The following is a 17,810-nucleotide window of genomic DNA, read 5'->3' as shown; positions in this document are numbered from 1 at the left end:
CATCACCTCAGTCATTGTAATTGTTTGCTTTTTAGCGTTGGCAGACAGCCAATCTTTGATTCGAAGCATTCTGAAAACACCCTCTTGGCAATTTCATGATGCTCCACAGCAACGATGATCGAATCATGAACGGGTAAAGCCGGTATGTTGTACTCAAATGCAAGCTTGGTAAGCGTGTCCAACAAGGCTTCGCTTTCAATGTATTGAAGCTCACCCCATCGAATTTTGCTATCTTCCCATCCTACGATAAGGGGGAACGCTGCGCAAACTGCTTCGTGAACCGCTTTTATGGGATAATCTTTCCCTAAAGATCGGCTAGAATCATCCTTTCTGTACCGCTTATTGTTGTCAGGTGACCAGCCTCTATGAAACTTGTCGTGCCCTAAGGTTTGAGCCACCCAAATTTTTATAACGTCGCGGTTGAAGCCAACACCTGCGTAGGGATCACCTACCGGCAACGGCTTACCGGCCAAGGCATGTAAAATTGTTAAATGACTACCGGAAATATCTATTTCGACGGTACGGCTACCGTTTAGGGTGATGAACGGTCGCTTCTTCTTGTCCATCGACTGATAACCGCCACCGATGGAATAGAGCCTACCGCCCTTATCCAACCCCGCCCCGGTTGTGTCGCCAAGGTTAAAGATACGAGCAAAGCCTTCATGCTTGGCGTTGCCGATATTAACGGTGGCAAAGTAGGCATTGAGCCGCTGCACCTGCGCCGACAGCGCCATGACACGCAGATCGGCCTTATCGAGCCGCATCGAAGCCCCCGATACCTTGTCCCAACCCTTCCGCTTTGAACCAGCTTTCAAGATAACCGGTCGTGCAACCTGGGATGGACGGGGCTTGGATATGAAATGGCGCTCATAATCGGCCAGAAACACACCATACAGCGCCGCTAGGTCAATCAGCTTAGGTGTTGCCCATAATTCTGTTGCTGGCGCTGTGGTGCCTTCTTTGGCGCTTGGTCGTTCACCGGGAATGATATCGATATAACCGGTAGCAAGCAGTCCATTGAAGGCATCAATGAATGGATGGTAGCCGATGGTTGGAAAACCGGGCACTTCATCCCCCTGCCTGTTGAAGGTAACTGCATCCTTTGTTCGGAAACAGCGCCTTGGCGGGTCCATGGCTTCCGCTCGTAATAGGTCGGCTAACATCGCCCCAACAGCATTAGTTAGCTTCTTGGTAGGCTTGTACTTCTTAGCCAACTTCCTGTGAACGATTCCAACTAAATCGTTCTGTAGATTCTTTGCTTCCTCTGAATGAGCCTTTCCATTCAAACTCATAAAGATTGGCTTCTTTGATTCCTTTGATACTGATTCTAAAGCTGTAACTGATTCCATAATTGTAATTAAATTACCTTATATATATTAAATTAGAGAGAGGATGATAGAAGATTATAAGGAACTATAGGCATAATGTTTTAGCTATGGTTACAGCTTAACACATCACGATGTTTAGAAATGTTTAGTTATATTTAGGCCGTGCGTTAAACGCGCGTTTATTCAGCGCTTCCGAACACGTCGGAAGCGTTAAATTTAACAGGCGCAGAAAATACAAATTCCAACCCCGAAGGGAAATTACGCGGCAAAGCCGGTAGAAAAGACTACCGGGAGCGATTTACCGCGCAATAATGTGAACCTCACGGAAGCGTCTTGCTTGGTGCGGCATCGACCGCAAGCCGTGGGGTGCCCATAGGCGTAGCACGGGTCACGGAATGCGCAACCGTTAGTAGTAAGCATAGTGTAGCGCCTTACTACGCTGCAATCCTCTATGGCTTTCCTACGTGTCGATGCCGTATCCTAGCGAGAGCTAGGCGCGCTCCTATGTTAATCTTGGTTAGGCGCGTTAGAAGGTTGAGCGATCAATCCTATCGGTATGGAAACCTTTTCGAGCATTCCGGCAACGCGTTCGACAGTGCCTTGCCTGACGATCCCATATCCAGCTGTCACAGAGGTTTGATTATGGCCTAGTGCGACTTCGATTTCATCATCCAGATAGCCCGCCAAGCGGAGGCGGTCAGTCAAGCCGTGTCGGAAGGAATGCGAGCCGAGTCCATCAGCACCGTCTTTCACTCCAATTCGTTCTAGATAATTTCGCCAAAATCTTGAGGGCCTGCCACCCATCTGACCTCGCGAACTCGCCTCAAATCCAGGAAATAAGCGAGCATTCCCATTGCCATTAAGCGATTGTAGCCTGAATTTTACGTACTCCAAAAAGCCAAGTTGTTTGAGTTGCGGGTGTATAGGCATAGCTCGACTATACCCTGATTTGGTCATTTGGTCACGGTCCGTACTATGGCTGATGGCAATGTAGTCGATGCCTGATATTGTTTTGCGTACATCATCGGTGAAAAGTTGTGCTATTTCGCCAATGCGCGCGCCAGTGAACAGGCATACGAGGGGTATCCAATAGCGCCAGTCATTAGCCATGCAGTTGCCCGGTTGCCATTCCCGTCTATCGCGTTCAAACCCTTGAAAAAGCGGTGAACCAAAAATAATATTAAGTTGTTCATCGGAAAATGGAGGTCTTCTTCCTGAACCGTTTTTCTTCAATTTTTGAACATCGAAGAAAAGGTCATCGCAGGGGTTTGATGCGCAGTATCCTTCTTTCTTTGACCAATCGTACAGTGGTGATATCGTACTAAGATATTTGTTGATGGTTTTGGCGTTCAGTCCGTTTAAGCCCGCTGCCGATGCCTTAGACGCCGCCTCACTAATCGTAAGGCCAAGGTTTTCTTTCTTGCGTCGATAGCCGGGTGGGATCGCAGCCATTGCGTTGCGCCATTCCCGAACTTCTGCCGGCTTAATCGATAACAGGCTACGGTCAGCGCCCACGAACGATACAAATAATTCGACGACCTTCCGATCTTGGTTGACCGTATCTGTTCGCTTGCGGCCTTCCGCTAAACGTTGCGCAGCATAGCGTTCGAAAAGGACGAGGATTGTTTCACCTGCCGGTGCCTTCTCGGCCCGTTTCTCGATAGTGTCGACAACGAAAGGCGAGGGGGTGAATGCACCTTCGCCTTGTATCATCAGTGACTTCGCCATCGCAAACGTGTCGATGGATGCCGCCGCAAGGCTTCGAGTAAGCTGCTCGAACTCGTCGCTTCCTTCGGGCAGCGACAAGCCGTTATCTGCGATCAAACGCTTTGCGCGCTCTGTCCAAGCAGAATGGTCATTGGCATGGAAAAGTCGAAGCGCGCTTCGATGCCGCTGTTCGAATTTTGATGCTAACGAGTCGAAGGCTTCGGGGCCAAGGCGAGCTTTATCGGCAATGAGTTCGCGCGCATTGCGTGAGGCGTTTTCATAACCGACCGCGACGGCAAGGTCGTTGACCAATCCCGTGTCGACAACGGTACGACCGACCGCCTGTTCGGCAACGTTTGGGGTCAGAGCGCGATCGATCTGCGCCTTCCAATCTGCGAGAAACGCATGGCTTCGGTCGGCAGCCAACCGCTTGTCGGTAGTGCGCAAAGATTGCGTAAATTCTGACTTTTTGAGAGCCGCGCGGGCGGCCTTAGGCACCATTAAGCGAAGCTGCCAGTTTTGCGAGTTAGGGCGTTTGAAAAGGTGGCGTTGGGGGGTCAATGGACCCTCCCGCGTGGGGCGTTACGTAGCATAGTGACGTAGCGGTAACACGGGGCGAAACGGCAGAAAACCGTTAGTCCCAAGCATCTTAATACCTTACTACTGACCAAACTCTAGGCGGAACCCCTTCCTGTCTCCCCGACCACAAAACAAGCATTTGGCGGTTGGCAGCGTCCCGTAACATCGCGGAACCGTGATCGCATGCGCGCTCGCCCACGACGGAAGAACGGATCAATCGGGGCGGGCGATCACCCCGACGCGAACGTCCGCCAGACCGAGCCATGCCGCCATCCGCTCCAGCTCGATCTGCAAGCGCAGTAGCGTATCGCCGGGCGCCCCCGGTTCGAGCGTGATGCGATGCGCCAGCAGCACGCCAGCCTGCCGGTCCGCCTTGAGGTCGACCCGCGCGACCAGCGCCTCGTTCAGCAGGAAGGGCAGCACGTAATAGCCATGGGTGCGCCGGTCGTGCGGCACGTAGATCTCGATCCGGTAGCGGAAGCCGAACAGCCGCTCCGTGCGGCCGCGTTCCCAGATCAGCGGATCGAACGGCGCCAGCAAGGCCGCCCCGCGCATCCGCCGGGGCGGCGAAGCGTCACGATGCCGCCACGCCTTCTGGCTCCAGCCTTCGACGCGGACGGGGACCAGCACACCGTCCTCCGTCAGATCGGCGATAGCGCGATCCGCTTCGTCGGGCTTCAGCCGGTAATAGTCGCGCAGATCGACCGCGGTCGCGACGCCGAGCGCCCGCGCGCTGCGTTCGATCAGTGCACGCTGTGCCTCGGCAGCGGTCGGCGTCGGCATGGCGAGGAGGGCAGTTGGCAGGACGCGTTCGGGGAGGTCGTATACCCGCGCGAAGCTGCCCCGCCGTGTCGCGGTCGTGATCCGGCCCGACCAGAACAGCCATTCGAGCGCGTGCTTGACGTCGCTCCATTCCCACCAGCCGCTGCGGCTCGAACCGTTCTCGAAGTCGGCGGCGGTCAGCGGCCCTTCTGCGGCGATGCGGGCGAGCACCGCGTCCGCCTCGCCGCGGCGCTCGGTCGCGAAGCGGCGTAGCGTGTGATAGCCGACCTCGCCTCGTTCGGCGCGCGCCATCCGCCATCGCAGCAGCGGATGCAGGTCGAGCGGCAACAACGACGCCTCGTGCGCCCAATATTCGAAGAACCGGCGCTGCCGCTTCGGCCCCCACGCGGCATGTTCAAGCAGCGATCGATCATAACCGCCGAGCCGGGAGAATGCCGGCAGGTAATGCGCGCGGGTGAGAACGTTGACGCTGTCGATCTGGAACAAGCCGATGCGATCGGCAGCCTTGCGGAGGTGCGCTGCGCTAGCCTGCACGGGCAGCGGTTGGCCGAAGCCCTGTGCCTTGAGGGCCATGCGTCGCGCGTCGGCCAGCGATATGGTCATGCGGTATGATGGTGGCGCTCGGGCGCTACCGTCAACCGTCGCGGCAGCGTCGACCCGTTACGGCTTCGCGCGCAGGGTGAAGCGGGTCATCTCCGACGGCACGCCGAGACGCAGCGCGAAGCCCGGCCACAGCCCGGTGCCGTTGCTGACGTACAGGGTCATGTCGCCGACCTGATAGCGGCCCGCGACGAACCCGGCGTTCGCGCGAGCGACGAGCCGATCGAGGCCGACGATCATGCCGCCATGGGTGTGGCCGGACAGTTGGAGCGCCACGCCCTTTGCGGCGGCGTCCCGCGCCCGGCGCGGCTGATGATCAAGCAGCACGATTGGCGCATCGGCCGGTGCACCGTGCAGCGCCAGCGCCAGGTCCGGGCCCGCCTCGCCGACGCTTGGGGCGGACAGGTCGGTCACGCCGGCCACGACCAACTCCGCGCCGCCGCGCCGGATGACGGTATGGGCATTCGGCAGCATCCGGAAACCGAGTGCGGTCAGGTGCCGCATCCATGCGCCATAGTCGAAGAAATATTCGTGGTTGCCCGGGATCGCCCAGACGCCGTCAGGGGCCCGGAGCGCGCGAAGCGGCTCGACGTCCCTGCGTCGCATATTGACCGAGCCGTCAATGAAATCGCCGGTGACGACGATCACGTCGCTGCCCGCCGCATTGGCGCGCGCCACGACGTCGCTTGCCCATGCGGCCGGAAACAGCTTGCTGATGTGGAGATCGGTCAACTGAAGGATGCGGTATCCGTCGAACTGCGGTGACAGGCCCGCAATCTCCACCTCGACGTCCTTGATCGGCGGGACCCGCACCGCATTGGCGACTGCGACCGCGCTGGCCACCACCGCCAGCGCGGTCGCGCCATATCGCGCTGCATCCGGCATCCCGACGCCTCGCCACCGGACGAGCGCCGTCGTCAGCAGGCCGAGATCGAGCACGACCTGAAAGAGCCACAACAGCACCAGCGCGCCGAACGCCCAGTTGAAAAGGATGACGACCGGGCGCGGGAATTCGGGGGCGAAGACCGAACCCGAGGATAGCCGGCTCCACAGGTGATATTGTGCCACGACGAGCAGGAGCAGCGCCATGACGACCTTGCTCCAGAGCGGCAGCGTCAACGGCCAAAGGGTGCGGGACGCGACGTAGATCGCCGGTATTAGAAAGACGAGGAAGATGGTCGGCATCCTTCAAGGCGCAGCGAGAGACAGGTTGCAAACGATCATGGGGGCGGACCCGGGCGCTATCAACTGCCCGCCGCCTGTTCGGTCGGCGCCTTGTTGCTCGCCGCCTTCCGGGCAGAGGTGGCGTGCTGCCGAAAGCCCCCGGTCGTTCCGTCCGGCAGATGCGCGGCGATGCGCCAATACTGCATGAACGGCGCGGCGATGGGACCGACCGCCGCTATCGTCCTCGCCGATGCCAGCTCTCACCGGCGTCGTACCCGGCGACGTCAGCCCGAATGGCGAGGCAGCGCCAGCTTCCACCGGATTCCTGCCGCACACAGCGCGAACCCGGCGGCCGCAGCGGTGGCGCGTTGCGCCGAACGCATGGGTGGCGATGGGAAGTAGCGGCATATCGGCCCCGATGCGCGATGCCGCTCGCCGTGTCGGGGCCATGGTTTACGTGGCGCCCCCAGTTCACGTCGTGGTATCTTGCATCGGCTTGAACGATCAGCCGGTTGCCCATCGAGCGTCTGTCCGGCGACGCTCTCCAACGACCGGGCCGGCAATTCCCGCTCGTCGCGAAACTTGACTGTGCTGCACCGCAACGCGCAACACCGGTTCACCCGATCGTCCCAATCATGCCCCAATCGCGCCATCGTGGCGCTGCCCGCGTAACGATCCGCTGCGGGCACGAAAAAGGGCGCCACCGTTGCCGGGGCGCCCCTTCCGCATTCCGCTTTCCCGCGCTGCCGGAGCAGCGTGGGACCGGGAATTACATGCCGTTGTGCTCGGCGGCGTTCTCGATCGCGTCCGAAGCGTCTTCGGCGTTTTCCGAAGCGTTCATCAGGTCGGCAGCGACGGCTTCGTTCGAGGTGTTCTCAGCCTGCGCTTCGAGGTTGTCGGCGATCATTTCCAGGTTGTCCGACGCGGCGTCAGCAGCGTTGTCGGTCGGGGTGTTCTTGCAAGCGGCGACCGAGAGGAGGCCGGCGGCAGCGGCGACGAGCATGATCTTCTTCATTCGGGTTACTCCCAGAAAATTCCAGTTCGCGAATATCCCGGCGTCACCGCCGTCGCGAGATTGCCGCAATAACGCCTTGCGCGGCGTCGTCAATCTCCAATTGTGGCAGGAATGCGGCTTTGCGACCAATGGTGGGGCGTGGCAAGGACGCGATGAAACGTTCCAACTGCCCGTTTCATGGCTGAAATCCTACCGTTCCGCTACGTTTTACTGCGCATGCGAAGGTGCGTTTGCAAAATCGTAACCGATCGTCCGGCGGCGTGTCGGTTCGTCGCAAAACCCCGCCTGGACGTGCCAGCGATCCCGAATCGGCCGGGCGTGGTGCCGGCCCGTCCGTCCACGGACCGCGCGTTGCCAATCCGCCGCCCCGTCGCTACATCGCGCCAGAACCATTTCACCCCGATATTCGAACGGAGCCTTCGGCGATGGCCGTGCAGTACAGCTATGTGATGAAGGGCCTGACCAAGACCTTCCCCGGTGCCAACAAGCCGGTGCTCAACAACATCCACCTGCAATTCCTGCCCGACGCGAAGATCGCGATCATCGGGCCGAACGGCGCGGGCAAGTCGACCCTGATGAAGGTCATGGCGGGGATGGACACCGAATTCACCGGCGAGGCGTGGGCCGCCGAGGGGGTGAAGGTCGGCTATCTGGCGCAGGAGCCGAAGCTCGACAATGCCAAGACGGTGATGGAGAACGTCAAGGACGGCGTGCGGCCGGTCGCCGACCTCGTCGATCGCTTCAACGCCATTTCGGCCGAAATGGGCGATCCGCAGGACGATACCGACTTCGACAAGCTGCTCGAGGAAATGGGCGATCTTCAGGCGAAGATCGACGCGGTCGACGGCTGGAGCCTCGACAACCAGCTCGAAATCGCGATGGAGGCCCTGCGCTGCCCGCCGGGCGACGCATCGGTCGAAAACCTGTCGGGCGGTGAAAAGCGCCGCGTCGCGCTGTGCAAGCTGCTGCTCGAAAAGCCGCAAATCCTGCTGCTCGACGAACCGACCAACCACCTCGACGCCGAAAGCGTGGGCTGGCTGGAAAATTATCTCAAGGAATATACCGGCAACGTCATCCTCGTGACGCACGACCGCTACTTCCTCGATAACGTCGTCAACTGGGTGCTCGAGCTCGATCGCGGGCGCTATTACACCTACGAAGCCAATTATTCGGGCTATCTCGAAAAGAAGGCCAAGCGCCTCGAACAGGAAGAGCGCGAGGAAGCCGGCAAGGCCAAGGCGATCCAGGACGAGCTGGCATGGATGCGGCAGACGCCCAAGGCGCGCCAGACCAAGTCCAAGGCCCGCATCCGTGCGTTCGACGAACTGGTCAAGAACCAGGAAAACCGCGCGGTCGGCAAGGCGCAGATCCTGATCCAGATTCCCGAACGCCTTGGCGGCAAGGTCATCGAGGCGCAGGGCCTGACCAAGGCTTACGGGGACAAGCTGCTGTTCGAAAACCTCGACTTCAACCTGCCGCCCGGCGGCATCGTCGGCGTGATCGGGCCGAACGGCGCGGGCAAGTCGACGCTGTTCAAGCTCATCACCGGGCAGGAGCAGCCTGATGGCGGCTCGATCGAGGTCGGGCAGACGGTGAAGCTCGGCTATGTCGACCAGTCGCGCGACGACCTCGACCCCAACAAGAATGTCTGGGAAGAGGTGTCGGACGGCCTCGACGTGTTCCGTTTCGGCAAGCAGGAACTGGGCACGCGGGCCTATGTCGGCGCGTTCAACTTCAAGGGGCAGGACCAGCAGAAGAAGGTCGGCCAGCTGTCGGGCGGCGAACGCAATCGCGTCCACATCGCCAAGATGCTGAAGGAGGGCGGCAACGTCCTGCTGCTCGACGAACCGACCAACGACCTCGACGTCGAGACGCTGCGCGCGCTCGAAGAGGCGCTGGAATCGTTCGCGGGTTGCGCGGTGGTCATCAGCCACGATCGCTTCTTCCTCGATCGCCTGTGCACCCATATCCTCGCGTTCGAAGGCGACAGCCATGTCGAATGGTTCGAGGGCAATTTCGAAGCCTATGAAGAGGACAAGCGCCGGCGCATGGGCGACGCCGCCGACCGTCCGACCCGTCTGGCGTACAAGAAGCTGACGCGCTGATCCCATGCCGGTGGTCGAGGAAAACAGGGCGGGGTCGGACGATCCCGCCGATGCGATCCGCTATCGCCTCGACCAGCAGCGCATCCTTGCCGAATTCGGCGGGATCGCGCTGCGCAGCCGCGATATCGACGAGATCGTTCGCGCCGCGGTCGAACTGGCGGCGCGCGGGATGCGGACCAAGCTCGCCAAGTTCCTGCACCATGACGATCAGGGCGGGACGCTGATCGTCCGTGCCGGCATCGGCTGGAACGAGGGTGTGGTGGGCCAGGCGGAAATGGGCGACGACCTCGCCTCGCCCGCCGGCTTCGCCTTTCGCACCGGCGAGGCGGTGATCTCGAACCACCTGCGCGACGAGAAGCGCTTCCGCACGCCCGGCTTCATGGCCGATCACGGCGTGAAACGCGCGATCAACGTGCTGGTCGAGGCGAACGGCAAGCGTTTCGGCGTGCTCGAGGTCGACAGCCGAAAGGACGGCCGGTTCGAGGAAGACGACCTCGCCTTCATGCAGGGCTTCGCCAACCTGATCGGCGTCGCGATCGAGCGGCTGGACGCGGAAGCGTCGCTGCGCGCCGCGATCGAGCATCAGGAACTGCTGACGCGCGAGGCGTCGCACCGGGTCAAGAACAGCCTCGCCATGGTGTCGGCGATGCTGAACCTGCAGATGCGCGAGGACGACGATCCCCGCGTACAGCGGATGCTGGGCGATGCGCAGGCACGGATCGTCGCGATCGGGCAGGCGCATGACCAGCTGTGGCAGGGCGACCGTGTTGGCGTCGTCGCGCTCGAACGGTTGCTGTGCGGCATCGTCGACGGCCTGCGCGAACAGGCGACCGACCATTCGATCGACTGCGACATCGCGCCGCTGGTGGTGAGCGGCGACACCGCGATCCCGCTGGGGCTGTTGCTGACCGAACTGGTCACCAACGCGATCAAATACGCCTATGGCGACGGCGGCGGGCCGGTGTGGATCGAGACACGCTGCGACGACGGCGCGCTGTCGCTGGTGGTCGCGGATCGCGGCGTCGGCCTGCCTGCCGGGCTCGACCCGAACGCGACGCGGCCGACCAGCCTGGGGATGCGGATGGTCACCAGCCTCACGCGGCAGCTGGGCGGTACGCTGGCGTTCGAGGATGCGGCGCCGGGAACGCGGGTGGTGTTCGCGATGCCGTTGCCGGAAGGGGTTTGATCCCTATCGGCCACCCGCTCCGTTCGCTTCGAGCAGGTTCGAGCTTGTCGAGAACCGCCCGTCGAGAAGGCCTCGCAATGCCCACACCGTTTGTCCTGAGTAGCCGTTGAGCTTGTCGAAAGGGCGTATCGAAGGACCGGTAACATGGGGTGCTTCGATACGGGTCTTCGACTTCGGTGCGCAGCACCGAAGCCTCTCCTGAGCGCCTGCCGCAGGCAGGCAGTCGAAGGGCTCAGCCCCTACTCAGCACGAACGGAGTTGGGGGCAGGTTGCGCGCGATCGATACCCCTTCTCGACGGTCGGTTCTCGACAAGCTCGAACCTGCTCGAAGCAAACGGGGGGTAGGGGAAATAAGCGGGGAGGGTGGAGGGAGGGAACGCGACGGTTGGGTTTGTGGCTGGACCGCGTAGTCGGACCGTGCAGCCCCCTCACACCAACTTGACAAACACCCCGGTATCGCGCCGCTCGACCTCGAACGCCTTGACCTTCTCGATCAGGTCCGACAGCCGCTTGAATCCATAGTTGCGCGTGTCGAAGCTCGACCGGTTCGCCGCACGTTGCCCGACTTCCGACAGGCTCGCAAAGCCGCGCTTGTCGACCTTCGATGCGTCATAGGCGTCGGACAGCAGCTTCACGAGCGCCGCGTCGACCTTCTGACTCTTGCGCGCGGGGGCAGGGGCCGGCTTGGCGGCGGGGACCGCCACCGCACCGCCGTTGATCGCGGGCGGCAGCGGCATGTTCGCGACATCCTCGACGTCCAGCGACGCGACGTCGATGAAGCGGGTGCAGCTCTCGCGGAACCCCTCGGGCGTGCGGTCGGTGCCGAAGCCATAGACGGGCACGCCTTCCTGCCGGATGCGCTGCGCCAGCGGCATGAAGTCGCTGTCCGACGACATGATGCCGAAACCGGTGATCCGCCCGCGCAACAGCAGGTCCATCGCGTCGATGGTCATGCGCATGTCGGTGGCGTTCTTGCCCTTGGTGATGTCGAATTGCTGGAACGGTTCGATCCCGTGGCGCATCAGCAGCGCCTTCCAGCTTTTCAGCCCCGGCTTTTCCCAATTGCCATAGGCGCGGCGGACGTTGACCGTGCCGAACTCGGCCAGCACCGTCAGCACGGAATCGAGATAGGCGGCGCCGGCATTGTCGGCATCGATCAGCAACGCGACGTTGCCGGTGGGAGCGTGATGATTGGCCATTGCGCCCGTCTATCGCATGCGCGGGACGGGCGCGACCGAAACCGTCAGCTGCGGTGCCGCGCGGCGTCGATGCTCCACGCACCGCCACCGGCCGCCGCCATGTAGAGGAAGGCGAAGCAGTACAGCACCGCCGCCTCGCCGCCATTCGCGATCGGGAACGGCCCTTGCGGCGCATGCGCCATGAAATAGGCAACCGCCATCATCCCCGACAGCACGAACGCCACCGGCCGGACGAACAGCCCGACGATCAGCAGCGCGCCGCCGGCCAGCTCCAGTGCCGCCGCCGCATAGAGCATTCCGTTCATCGGCATCGGAAACGGCGGCAGGCCGAACAGCTTGGACACGCCATGGCTGAGAAAGACGAGGCCGAAGACGATCCGCATCGCGGCGAGCAGGCGCGGGGCAAGGGTGGCGGGCAGGGGCATGACGAGCGTCTCCACGAAGAACCGGCCCTCTCTTTCGCAGCGATCGGGCCGTTACCCAAGCGCAATGATCGAAACGATCCGTTGCCTCATCCGGCGGCCTCGCGCTGCTCCCCGGCCCGACGCAGCATGGTGCGCGCCAGTTCCTCCTCGCCCAGCACGACCTGGTCGACGCCGTGCCGCTGGAGATAGGTGACCTCCTCCGCCGAATGGGCGCGCGACAGTATATAGAGGTCGGCGTTCATGCCGCGGGCATGCTGGACGATCGCCCCCGCCTCGAACCCGCCGGGGATGGCGATCAACAGCTTGGTCGCATCCGCCACCCCGGCGTCGCGCAGGACGTTGGGGTCGAGCGCGTTGCCCAGCACCACGCTCCACCCATGCGCTTCGGCCGTGCGCGCGGTATCGGCCTGATCCTCGATCACGACGAAGGCGCGGCCGGCGTCGCGCAATCCTTCGGCGATCAGCCGTCCGACCCGGCCGGCACCGATCAGCACGACATGGTCCTCGCGCGCCTCTTCGCGTGCCGCCTCGCGGGCCTGTGCCGGGCCGGGATCGTCGCCGCGCCCGGCGACCGCGCCGAACAGGAACGGGTTGATCATGATCGACAGGATCGCCCCCGCCAGGATCAGGTCGCGCCCTTCGTCGGGCAGGATGCCGAGATTGCTGCCGAGGCCGGCGAGGATGAACGAGAATTCGCCGATCTGCGCCAGGCTGGCGGCGATGGTCGCCGCCGTTCGGTTGGGGTGGCCGAACAGCCGGACGATGGCGAAGGCGGCGGCCGATTTGCCGATCACGATGATCGCGATCGTCGCCAGCAACGGTCCGGGCTGTTCGCTCAGCACCTTGGGATCGAACAACATGCCGACCGATACGAAGAACAGCACGGCGAACGCGTCGCGTAGGGGGAGCGTCTCCTGCGCCGCCCGCCGGCTGAGCGGCGTTTCGCCGAGGATCATGCCGGCGAAGAACGCGCCCAGCGCAAACGAAACGTCGAACGCCAGCGCCGCGCCGAACGCCACGCCCAGGGCAATGGCCAGCACCGCCAGCCGGAACAGCTCGCGCGACCCGGTATGCACCACCCAGTGCAGCGCCCACGGAATGAAGCGCCGCCCCACGACCAGCATCAGCGTGACGAAGCCCGTGACCTTCAACAGCGTCATCGCAATCGCGGTCAGGATCGCACCCGGCGCGGCGGCCTTGGCCGGATCGACCGCAGCGGCGACTACCGGCAGCAGGACCAGCGCCAGTACCATCGCCAGATCCTCGACGATCAGCCACCCGACCGCGATCCGCCCGCGTTCGGTCTGGACCAGCGCTCGTGCCTCCAGCGCGCGCAACAGCACCACGGTACTGGCGACCGACAGCGCGAGGCCGAAGACGATGCCGGCCATCAGCGGCCAGCCGAGCAACTGCGCCAGTCCCCAGCCCAGCAGTGTCGCCACCGCGATCTGCACGACCGCGCCCGGCACCGCGATGCGCCACACCGACAACAGGTCCTTCAGCGAGAAATGCAGCCCCACCCCGAACATCAGCAGGATGACGCCGATCTCGGCCAGTTCGGTCGCGATCCCCGAATGGGCGACGAATCCCGGCGTGAACGGCCCGATCAGCACGCCCGCCAACAGATAGCCCGCGATCGGCGACACCCGCAGCCGGTGCGCCGCCGCCCCCAGCACGAACGCCGCGACCAGCGCGGTGACGATCGTTCCGACCAACGGGGTGTAATGCGGCATCGGGTCTCCTTGGCAGTCGCTCTACCCAAGCCAACGGTCGGCAGCGCGGCTGGGTTCGTCACCGTACCGAATTTGCCTGCCGATCGCACGCGGGGCGGGCTGCCCTATTCGATCGCGTCCACATGGCGGGCGAGCGCGGCGATCGTCGCCGGGTCGTTCGCATGGCGCTGGCGCAATGCGCGCAGGGCTGCGTCGGTGCCGGTACAGGTGCGCTCCATGCCATAGCGCAGGAAGGCGGCGCGGGCCGGGCCGGTCGGTTCCTCGCCGCGCAGATGGTCGCATTCGTCGCGTTTCATGCGAAAGACGATGACATCGGCGGGCAAGGGGGCGGTGGTCGGGCTGGCGGCCGCGCCAGTGCGGTGGATCTCCACCCGGATCGTCGGTTCGTCCGCCGTGCCACCGCCGCATCCCGTCAGCAGGAGCAGCAACCCGATCATCGCACCGTCCCGCATGCGCTTCCTCCCCGACCCGATCACGGATAGGCGATTGCCATCACCTCGACTTCCTTCGCCCCCGCCGGCAGCGCGACCGTGCGCACATCGCCGACCGCGCTGCCCCGCAGTGCGCGTGCCATCGGCGAGTTCCACCCGATCCGCCCCTTGCCGGCATCGGCCTCGTCGTCACCGACCAGTTCCAGCGTGCGGTGGTTGTCGTCCTCGTCGGCGATGGTGACGGTCGCGCCGAACCATGCGCGGCCGCGTTCGGTCTGCGCCGCTGGATCGACGACCCGCGCCGCCTTCATCCGCTTGGCGAGGAAGCCCAGCCGCCGGTCGATCTCGCGCAGCCGCTTGCGACCATAGATATAGTCGCCATTCTCCGACCGGTCGCCATTGCCCGCGGCCCAGGCGATGACGTCGACCAGCTTCGGGCGCTCCTGCCCCAGCAGCTGGTCATATTCGGCCTTCAGCACGGCATAGCCCGCCGGCGTGATGTAGTTCGGACGTGGCTCGTTCATCCCGGTCGGTTCTTGCCCAGATACCAGCTGAGGTTGTTCGGCCCGCGCGACCGCGCCTTGTTCGCATGGATCAGGTCGTAGACGACCGCATTCTCCAGCACGCGCTGCACATAGCCGCGCGTTTCCGAAAGCGGGATCTTCTCGATCCAATCGACCACGTCGACACCGGGGGTGCGGGGGTCGCCGTTGGCGCGAATGAATTTGTTTACGTTGCCCGGGCCTGCATTGTAGGCGGCGATCGCCAGCGGGTAGCTGCCGCCGTAATAGTCGAGCATGCGCTGGATATAGCTCGATCCCAGCGCCATGTTGAACGCCGGGTCGTTGAGCGACGTCGGGTTGTACGACAGGCCCAGCTTGCCCGCCGTCTCCCGCGCGGTTCCCGGCATCAGCTGCATCAGCCCGCGCGCACCCGCGCGGCTGACGGCGGTGCGGTCGAACTGGCTTTCCTGCCGTGCGATGGCGTGGATCAGCGTGAACTGGTTCTGCTGCGGCCCGCCGACCGGCACCGACGGATAGCCCGCCAGCGTATAGTCGCTATGCCCGTTCAGCAGCGCGCTGCGCCCGACCATCACCGCCAAATCGGGGCGGTCGATCGCCTGCGCCAGCTCGACCGCGAGCGCATGGTCGGTGTCGCTGCGCGCATCCTCGGCGATCTTGCGGATGAACAGGCCCTGGTCGCCATATTGCCCGGTCCGGCCCAGATAGCGCGTCGCCTTCACCACGTCGCTGTTCATATAGGCGGCGCGGACGGCGGCGGGGATCGCCGCCGGATCGGCGGTGTTGCCCGGCGCGCGGAGCGGACGCCCGATGCGCTCGCTGGCCAGCTGTCCGTAGAACAGGTCGCCCAGATCGGCGGCCTGACCGTACCAGCGATCGGCGGTGGCGCGGTCGCCCGCGGCCTCCGCCGCGCGTCCGGCCCAATAATAGCCTTTGGTCCGCACCGTCGGGGTACGCGATCCGCTGGCATAGCGGGCGAACATCCCCGCGGCATCGGCGGGACGGTTCAGCCGCTGCAATGCCGCCGTGCCTGCCAGCCATGCCAAACTGGTATAGTCGTCGCGCTCGCCATACGCCGCATCGGCGATGACCGTGCCGGCGGGAAAGGCGTCGTCGATCTGCGACGCGATGCGATAGGCCAAGTCGTACTGGCTGTCCGCCTGTGCCGCACGGGCGTTGGTCAGCAGGACCTCCAGCCATTCCTCGACATCGCCGGGCGTGCGCGACAGCCGGCGTGGCTGGGCGAGGTACGATCGCGCCGCCACCGACTGGCCGGTCGCGCGCAACCACGTCGCGCGGTCGCCGATATAGCCCGGATCGGTGCGGTCGACGCCCGGCTGTTCGCCGCGCACGCTGGCATCGGTCGCGCTGGTGCGGAACGCGATCCGCGCGTCGAAGGTCGGGCGCCTCGTCGCCGAGACATAGCCGATCTGCCGCCCCGCGGCGCTGGTCGCCCCCTGCCACAACAGCCGGTCCATCCGCGCGTCGTGATCCTCGGGCCGGAGCGCGGAGGCGAATTGCCCCAGCAGCTTCGTTTCGTCGGTGGTGCGCAGCGCGCCGCGCCGCCACGCGGTGCGTGCCGCCTCCTGCGCCTCCGCCATACGCCCGCTCGCCGCCAATGCCTCGGCATAGCGCAGCCGGCCGGCAGAGGTCATCGGCGGGTAGCGGGTGAAGAAACGCAGCGCAGTTGCCGCATCCTGTCCGCCATCGGCCAGCACCGTTTCCGCCGCCGCACGCCGGCTGGTCTCGCCCGGAAACCCCGGATGCGCCAGCAGGAAGCGGGCATAGTCGCCGAACGGATAATTGTCCGATTGCTGCAACCGTTTCCAGTCGGCCAGCACCGGCTGGATCGGGTCATAGGCCGGGGCGGGCGCGACCTGCTGCACCATCTGTTGGGCAGGGGCGGACACCGGCTGCACCATCGGCGCGGACGGAGCTGGGACGGGCATCTGTGCGGCAGGACGGAACATCCCGGCGGCCATGGCGGCGCTCGCGACGCCGGTGAGCAGGAACGCGCTCTTGAACACGGTGGTCAGCATACTGGACATGATATGGAAGCGCGCCCTATCTGTCGCCACCTTTTCGGCTCGAATCCCTGTCTACGGAGCGCGTTTCCCATGTTTTCCGGATCGATCCCGGCCCTCGTCACGCCCTTTGCCGACGGCAAGTTCGACGAGGTGTCGTTCCGCGCGCTCGTCGACTGGCAGATTGAAAGCGGGTCGAACGCGCTGGTCCCCTGCGGCACCACCGGCGAAGCCGCGACGATGACGATCGAGGAACACGACCATGTCGTGCGCGTCTGCGTCGATCAGGCGCAGGGCCGCGTGCCGGTGATCGCGGGTTGCGGATCGAACGACACCGCCGTCGCGCTGCATCACATTCATGCGGCTAAGGCGGCGGGCGCCAGCGCCGCGCTGCTGGTCCCGCCCTATTACAACCGCCCCAACCAGGAGGGCGTGTTCCGCCATTTCGAGGTATTGGCGGCGCAAGGTGGCCTGCCGATCATGCTGTACAACGTGCCGGCGCGCACCGTCACCGACATCGCGGTCGAGACGGTCGAGCGGATCGTGAAGGCGTTTCCCGATGTCGTCGTCGGCATCAAGGACGCGACCGGACAGATGGCGCGGGTGTCCGAACACCGGCTGCGCTGCGGCCCGGCCTTTGTCCAGTTGTCGGGCAATGACGACATGGCGCTCGCTTTCAACGCGATGGGCGGGGTTGGCGCGATTTCGGTCACCGCCAATGTCGCGCCGGCGATGTGCGCCGAGTTTCAGGACGCGTGCACCGCGGGCGATTACGGCCGGGCGCTGACGTTGCAGGACCGGCTGTTCCCGCTGCACGCCGCGCTGTTCAGCGATGCGTCGCCGGGGCCGGTAAAGTATGCGCTGGGTCGCGTTCGTCCGGGCTTCCCGACCGACCTGCGCCTGCCGATGACGCCCGCGTCGGAAGCATCGCGCGCGGCGGTCGACGCGGCGCTTGCCCATGCCGGGCTGGTGCGCTGACGAAGGGGACGGTTCCATTGCCGTAGCGGGGG

The 17,810-nt window shown here is 63.8% G+C and carries 16 protein-coding genes; 4 read left to right on the top strand and 12 right to left on the bottom strand.

Annotated features, from left to right (window positions below; genetic code table 11):
- Positions 1–11 precede the first annotated feature (11 nt).
- The 6 genes from MF610_RS08105 to MF610_RS08085 all read right to left on the bottom strand — a co-directional run bounded on the left by MF610_RS08105 (position 12) and on the right by MF610_RS08085 (position 7,176).
- Entirely contained in the window at positions 12–1,349 is a 1,338-nt protein-coding gene (locus tag MF610_RS08105) for a hypothetical protein (protein WP_242194698.1), read from the bottom strand.
- 486 nt (positions 1,350–1,835) lie between these two features.
- On the bottom strand, positions 1,836–3,596 hold the full coding sequence (locus MF610_RS08100) for a site-specific integrase (RefSeq protein WP_242194696.1): 1,761 nt from the start codon (positions 3,594–3,596) through the stop codon (positions 1,836–1,838).
- A 231-nt stretch (positions 3,597–3,827) separates the two neighbouring features.
- Complete coding sequence (locus tag MF610_RS08095) at positions 3,828–5,000, bottom strand: winged helix-turn-helix domain-containing protein (protein ID WP_242194694.1); 1,173 nt, start codon at positions 4,998–5,000, stop codon at positions 3,828–3,830.
- Between the two features lie 57 nt (positions 5,001–5,057).
- Positions 5,058–6,182 carry a metallophosphoesterase gene (locus MF610_RS08090; RefSeq protein ID WP_242194693.1) on the bottom strand — a complete coding sequence of 375 codons (1,125 nt, stop codon included), beginning with the start codon at positions 6,180–6,182 and terminating at the stop codon, positions 5,058–5,060.
- Between the two features lie 59 nt (positions 6,183–6,241).
- Positions 6,242–6,367: a hypothetical protein gene (locus MF610_RS19055; RefSeq protein WP_277923942.1), complete on the bottom strand. Its 126-nt coding sequence runs from the start codon at positions 6,365–6,367 to the stop codon at positions 6,242–6,244.
- A gap of 563 nt (positions 6,368–6,930) precedes the next feature.
- On the bottom strand, positions 6,931–7,176 hold the full coding sequence (locus tag MF610_RS08085; protein WP_242194691.1) for a putative periplasmic lipoprotein: 246 nt from the start codon (positions 7,174–7,176) through the stop codon (positions 6,931–6,933).
- Between MF610_RS08085 and MF610_RS08080 the strand changes: the two genes are divergently transcribed.
- The 3 genes from MF610_RS08080 (at position 7,163) to MF610_RS08070 (ending at position 10,467) form a co-directional block, all read left to right on the top strand.
- On the top strand, positions 7,163–7,420 hold the full coding sequence (locus MF610_RS08080) for a hypothetical protein (protein WP_242194689.1): 258 nt from the start codon (positions 7,163–7,165) through the stop codon (positions 7,418–7,420). The genes MF610_RS08085 and MF610_RS08080 overlap by 14 nt on opposite strands.
- Positions 7,421–7,601: 181 nt before the next feature.
- On the top strand, positions 7,602–9,281 hold the full coding sequence (gene ettA, locus MF610_RS08075) for an energy-dependent translational throttle protein EttA (RefSeq protein ID WP_242194687.1): 1,680 nt from the start codon (positions 7,602–7,604) through the stop codon (positions 9,279–9,281).
- 4 nt (positions 9,282–9,285) lie between these two features.
- Positions 9,286–10,467, top strand: coding sequence for a sensor histidine kinase (locus tag MF610_RS08070; RefSeq protein ID WP_242194685.1), 1,182 nt, complete (start codon positions 9,286–9,288; stop codon positions 10,465–10,467).
- 428 nt (positions 10,468–10,895) lie between these two features.
- Here MF610_RS08070 and MF610_RS08065 read toward each other — a convergent pair whose 3' ends face one another.
- From MF610_RS08065 to MF610_RS08040, 6 genes are all read right to left on the bottom strand, one after another.
- Positions 10,896–11,666: an NYN domain-containing protein gene (locus tag MF610_RS08065; protein ID WP_242194684.1), complete on the bottom strand. Its 771-nt coding sequence runs from the start codon at positions 11,664–11,666 to the stop codon at positions 10,896–10,898.
- A gap of 44 nt (positions 11,667–11,710) precedes the next feature.
- Positions 11,711–12,091 carry a DoxX family protein gene (locus tag MF610_RS08060; RefSeq protein ID WP_242194682.1) on the bottom strand — a complete coding sequence of 127 codons (381 nt, stop codon included), beginning with the start codon at positions 12,089–12,091 and terminating at the stop codon, positions 11,711–11,713.
- Between the two features lie 86 nt (positions 12,092–12,177).
- Positions 12,178–13,824, bottom strand: a complete 1,647-nt coding sequence (locus MF610_RS08055; protein ID WP_242194680.1) for a cation:proton antiporter domain-containing protein — start codon at positions 13,822–13,824, stop codon at positions 12,178–12,180.
- 104 nt (positions 13,825–13,928) lie between these two features.
- Positions 13,929–14,276, bottom strand: coding sequence for a hypothetical protein (locus MF610_RS08050; RefSeq protein WP_242194678.1), 348 nt, complete (start codon positions 14,274–14,276; stop codon positions 13,929–13,931).
- 20 nt (positions 14,277–14,296) lie between these two features.
- Entirely contained in the window at positions 14,297–14,779 is a 483-nt protein-coding gene (gene greB / locus MF610_RS08045; protein ID WP_242194676.1) for a transcription elongation factor GreB, read from the bottom strand.
- Entirely contained in the window at positions 14,776–16,815 is a 2,040-nt protein-coding gene (locus MF610_RS08040) for a lytic transglycosylase domain-containing protein (protein ID WP_380870967.1), read from the bottom strand. The genes greB and MF610_RS08040 overlap by 4 nt, the downstream gene beginning before the upstream one ends.
- A 78-nt stretch (positions 16,816–16,893) precedes the next feature.
- On the opposite strand from MF610_RS08040, the gene dapA reads away from it, so the two are divergent.
- Positions 16,894–17,778, top strand: coding sequence for a 4-hydroxy-tetrahydrodipicolinate synthase (dapA, locus tag MF610_RS08035; protein ID WP_242194673.1), 885 nt, complete (start codon positions 16,894–16,896; stop codon positions 17,776–17,778).
- Positions 17,779–17,810: the final 32 nt, after the last annotated feature.

The organism is Sphingomonas hankookensis, from assembly GCF_022664465.1.
Lineage (GTDB): Bacteria > Pseudomonadota > Alphaproteobacteria > Sphingomonadales > Sphingomonadaceae > Sphingomonas > Sphingomonas hankookensis.
Note: the sequence above shows the minus strand (reverse complement) of the source record. Positions and strands in the feature narration are given on the sequence as shown.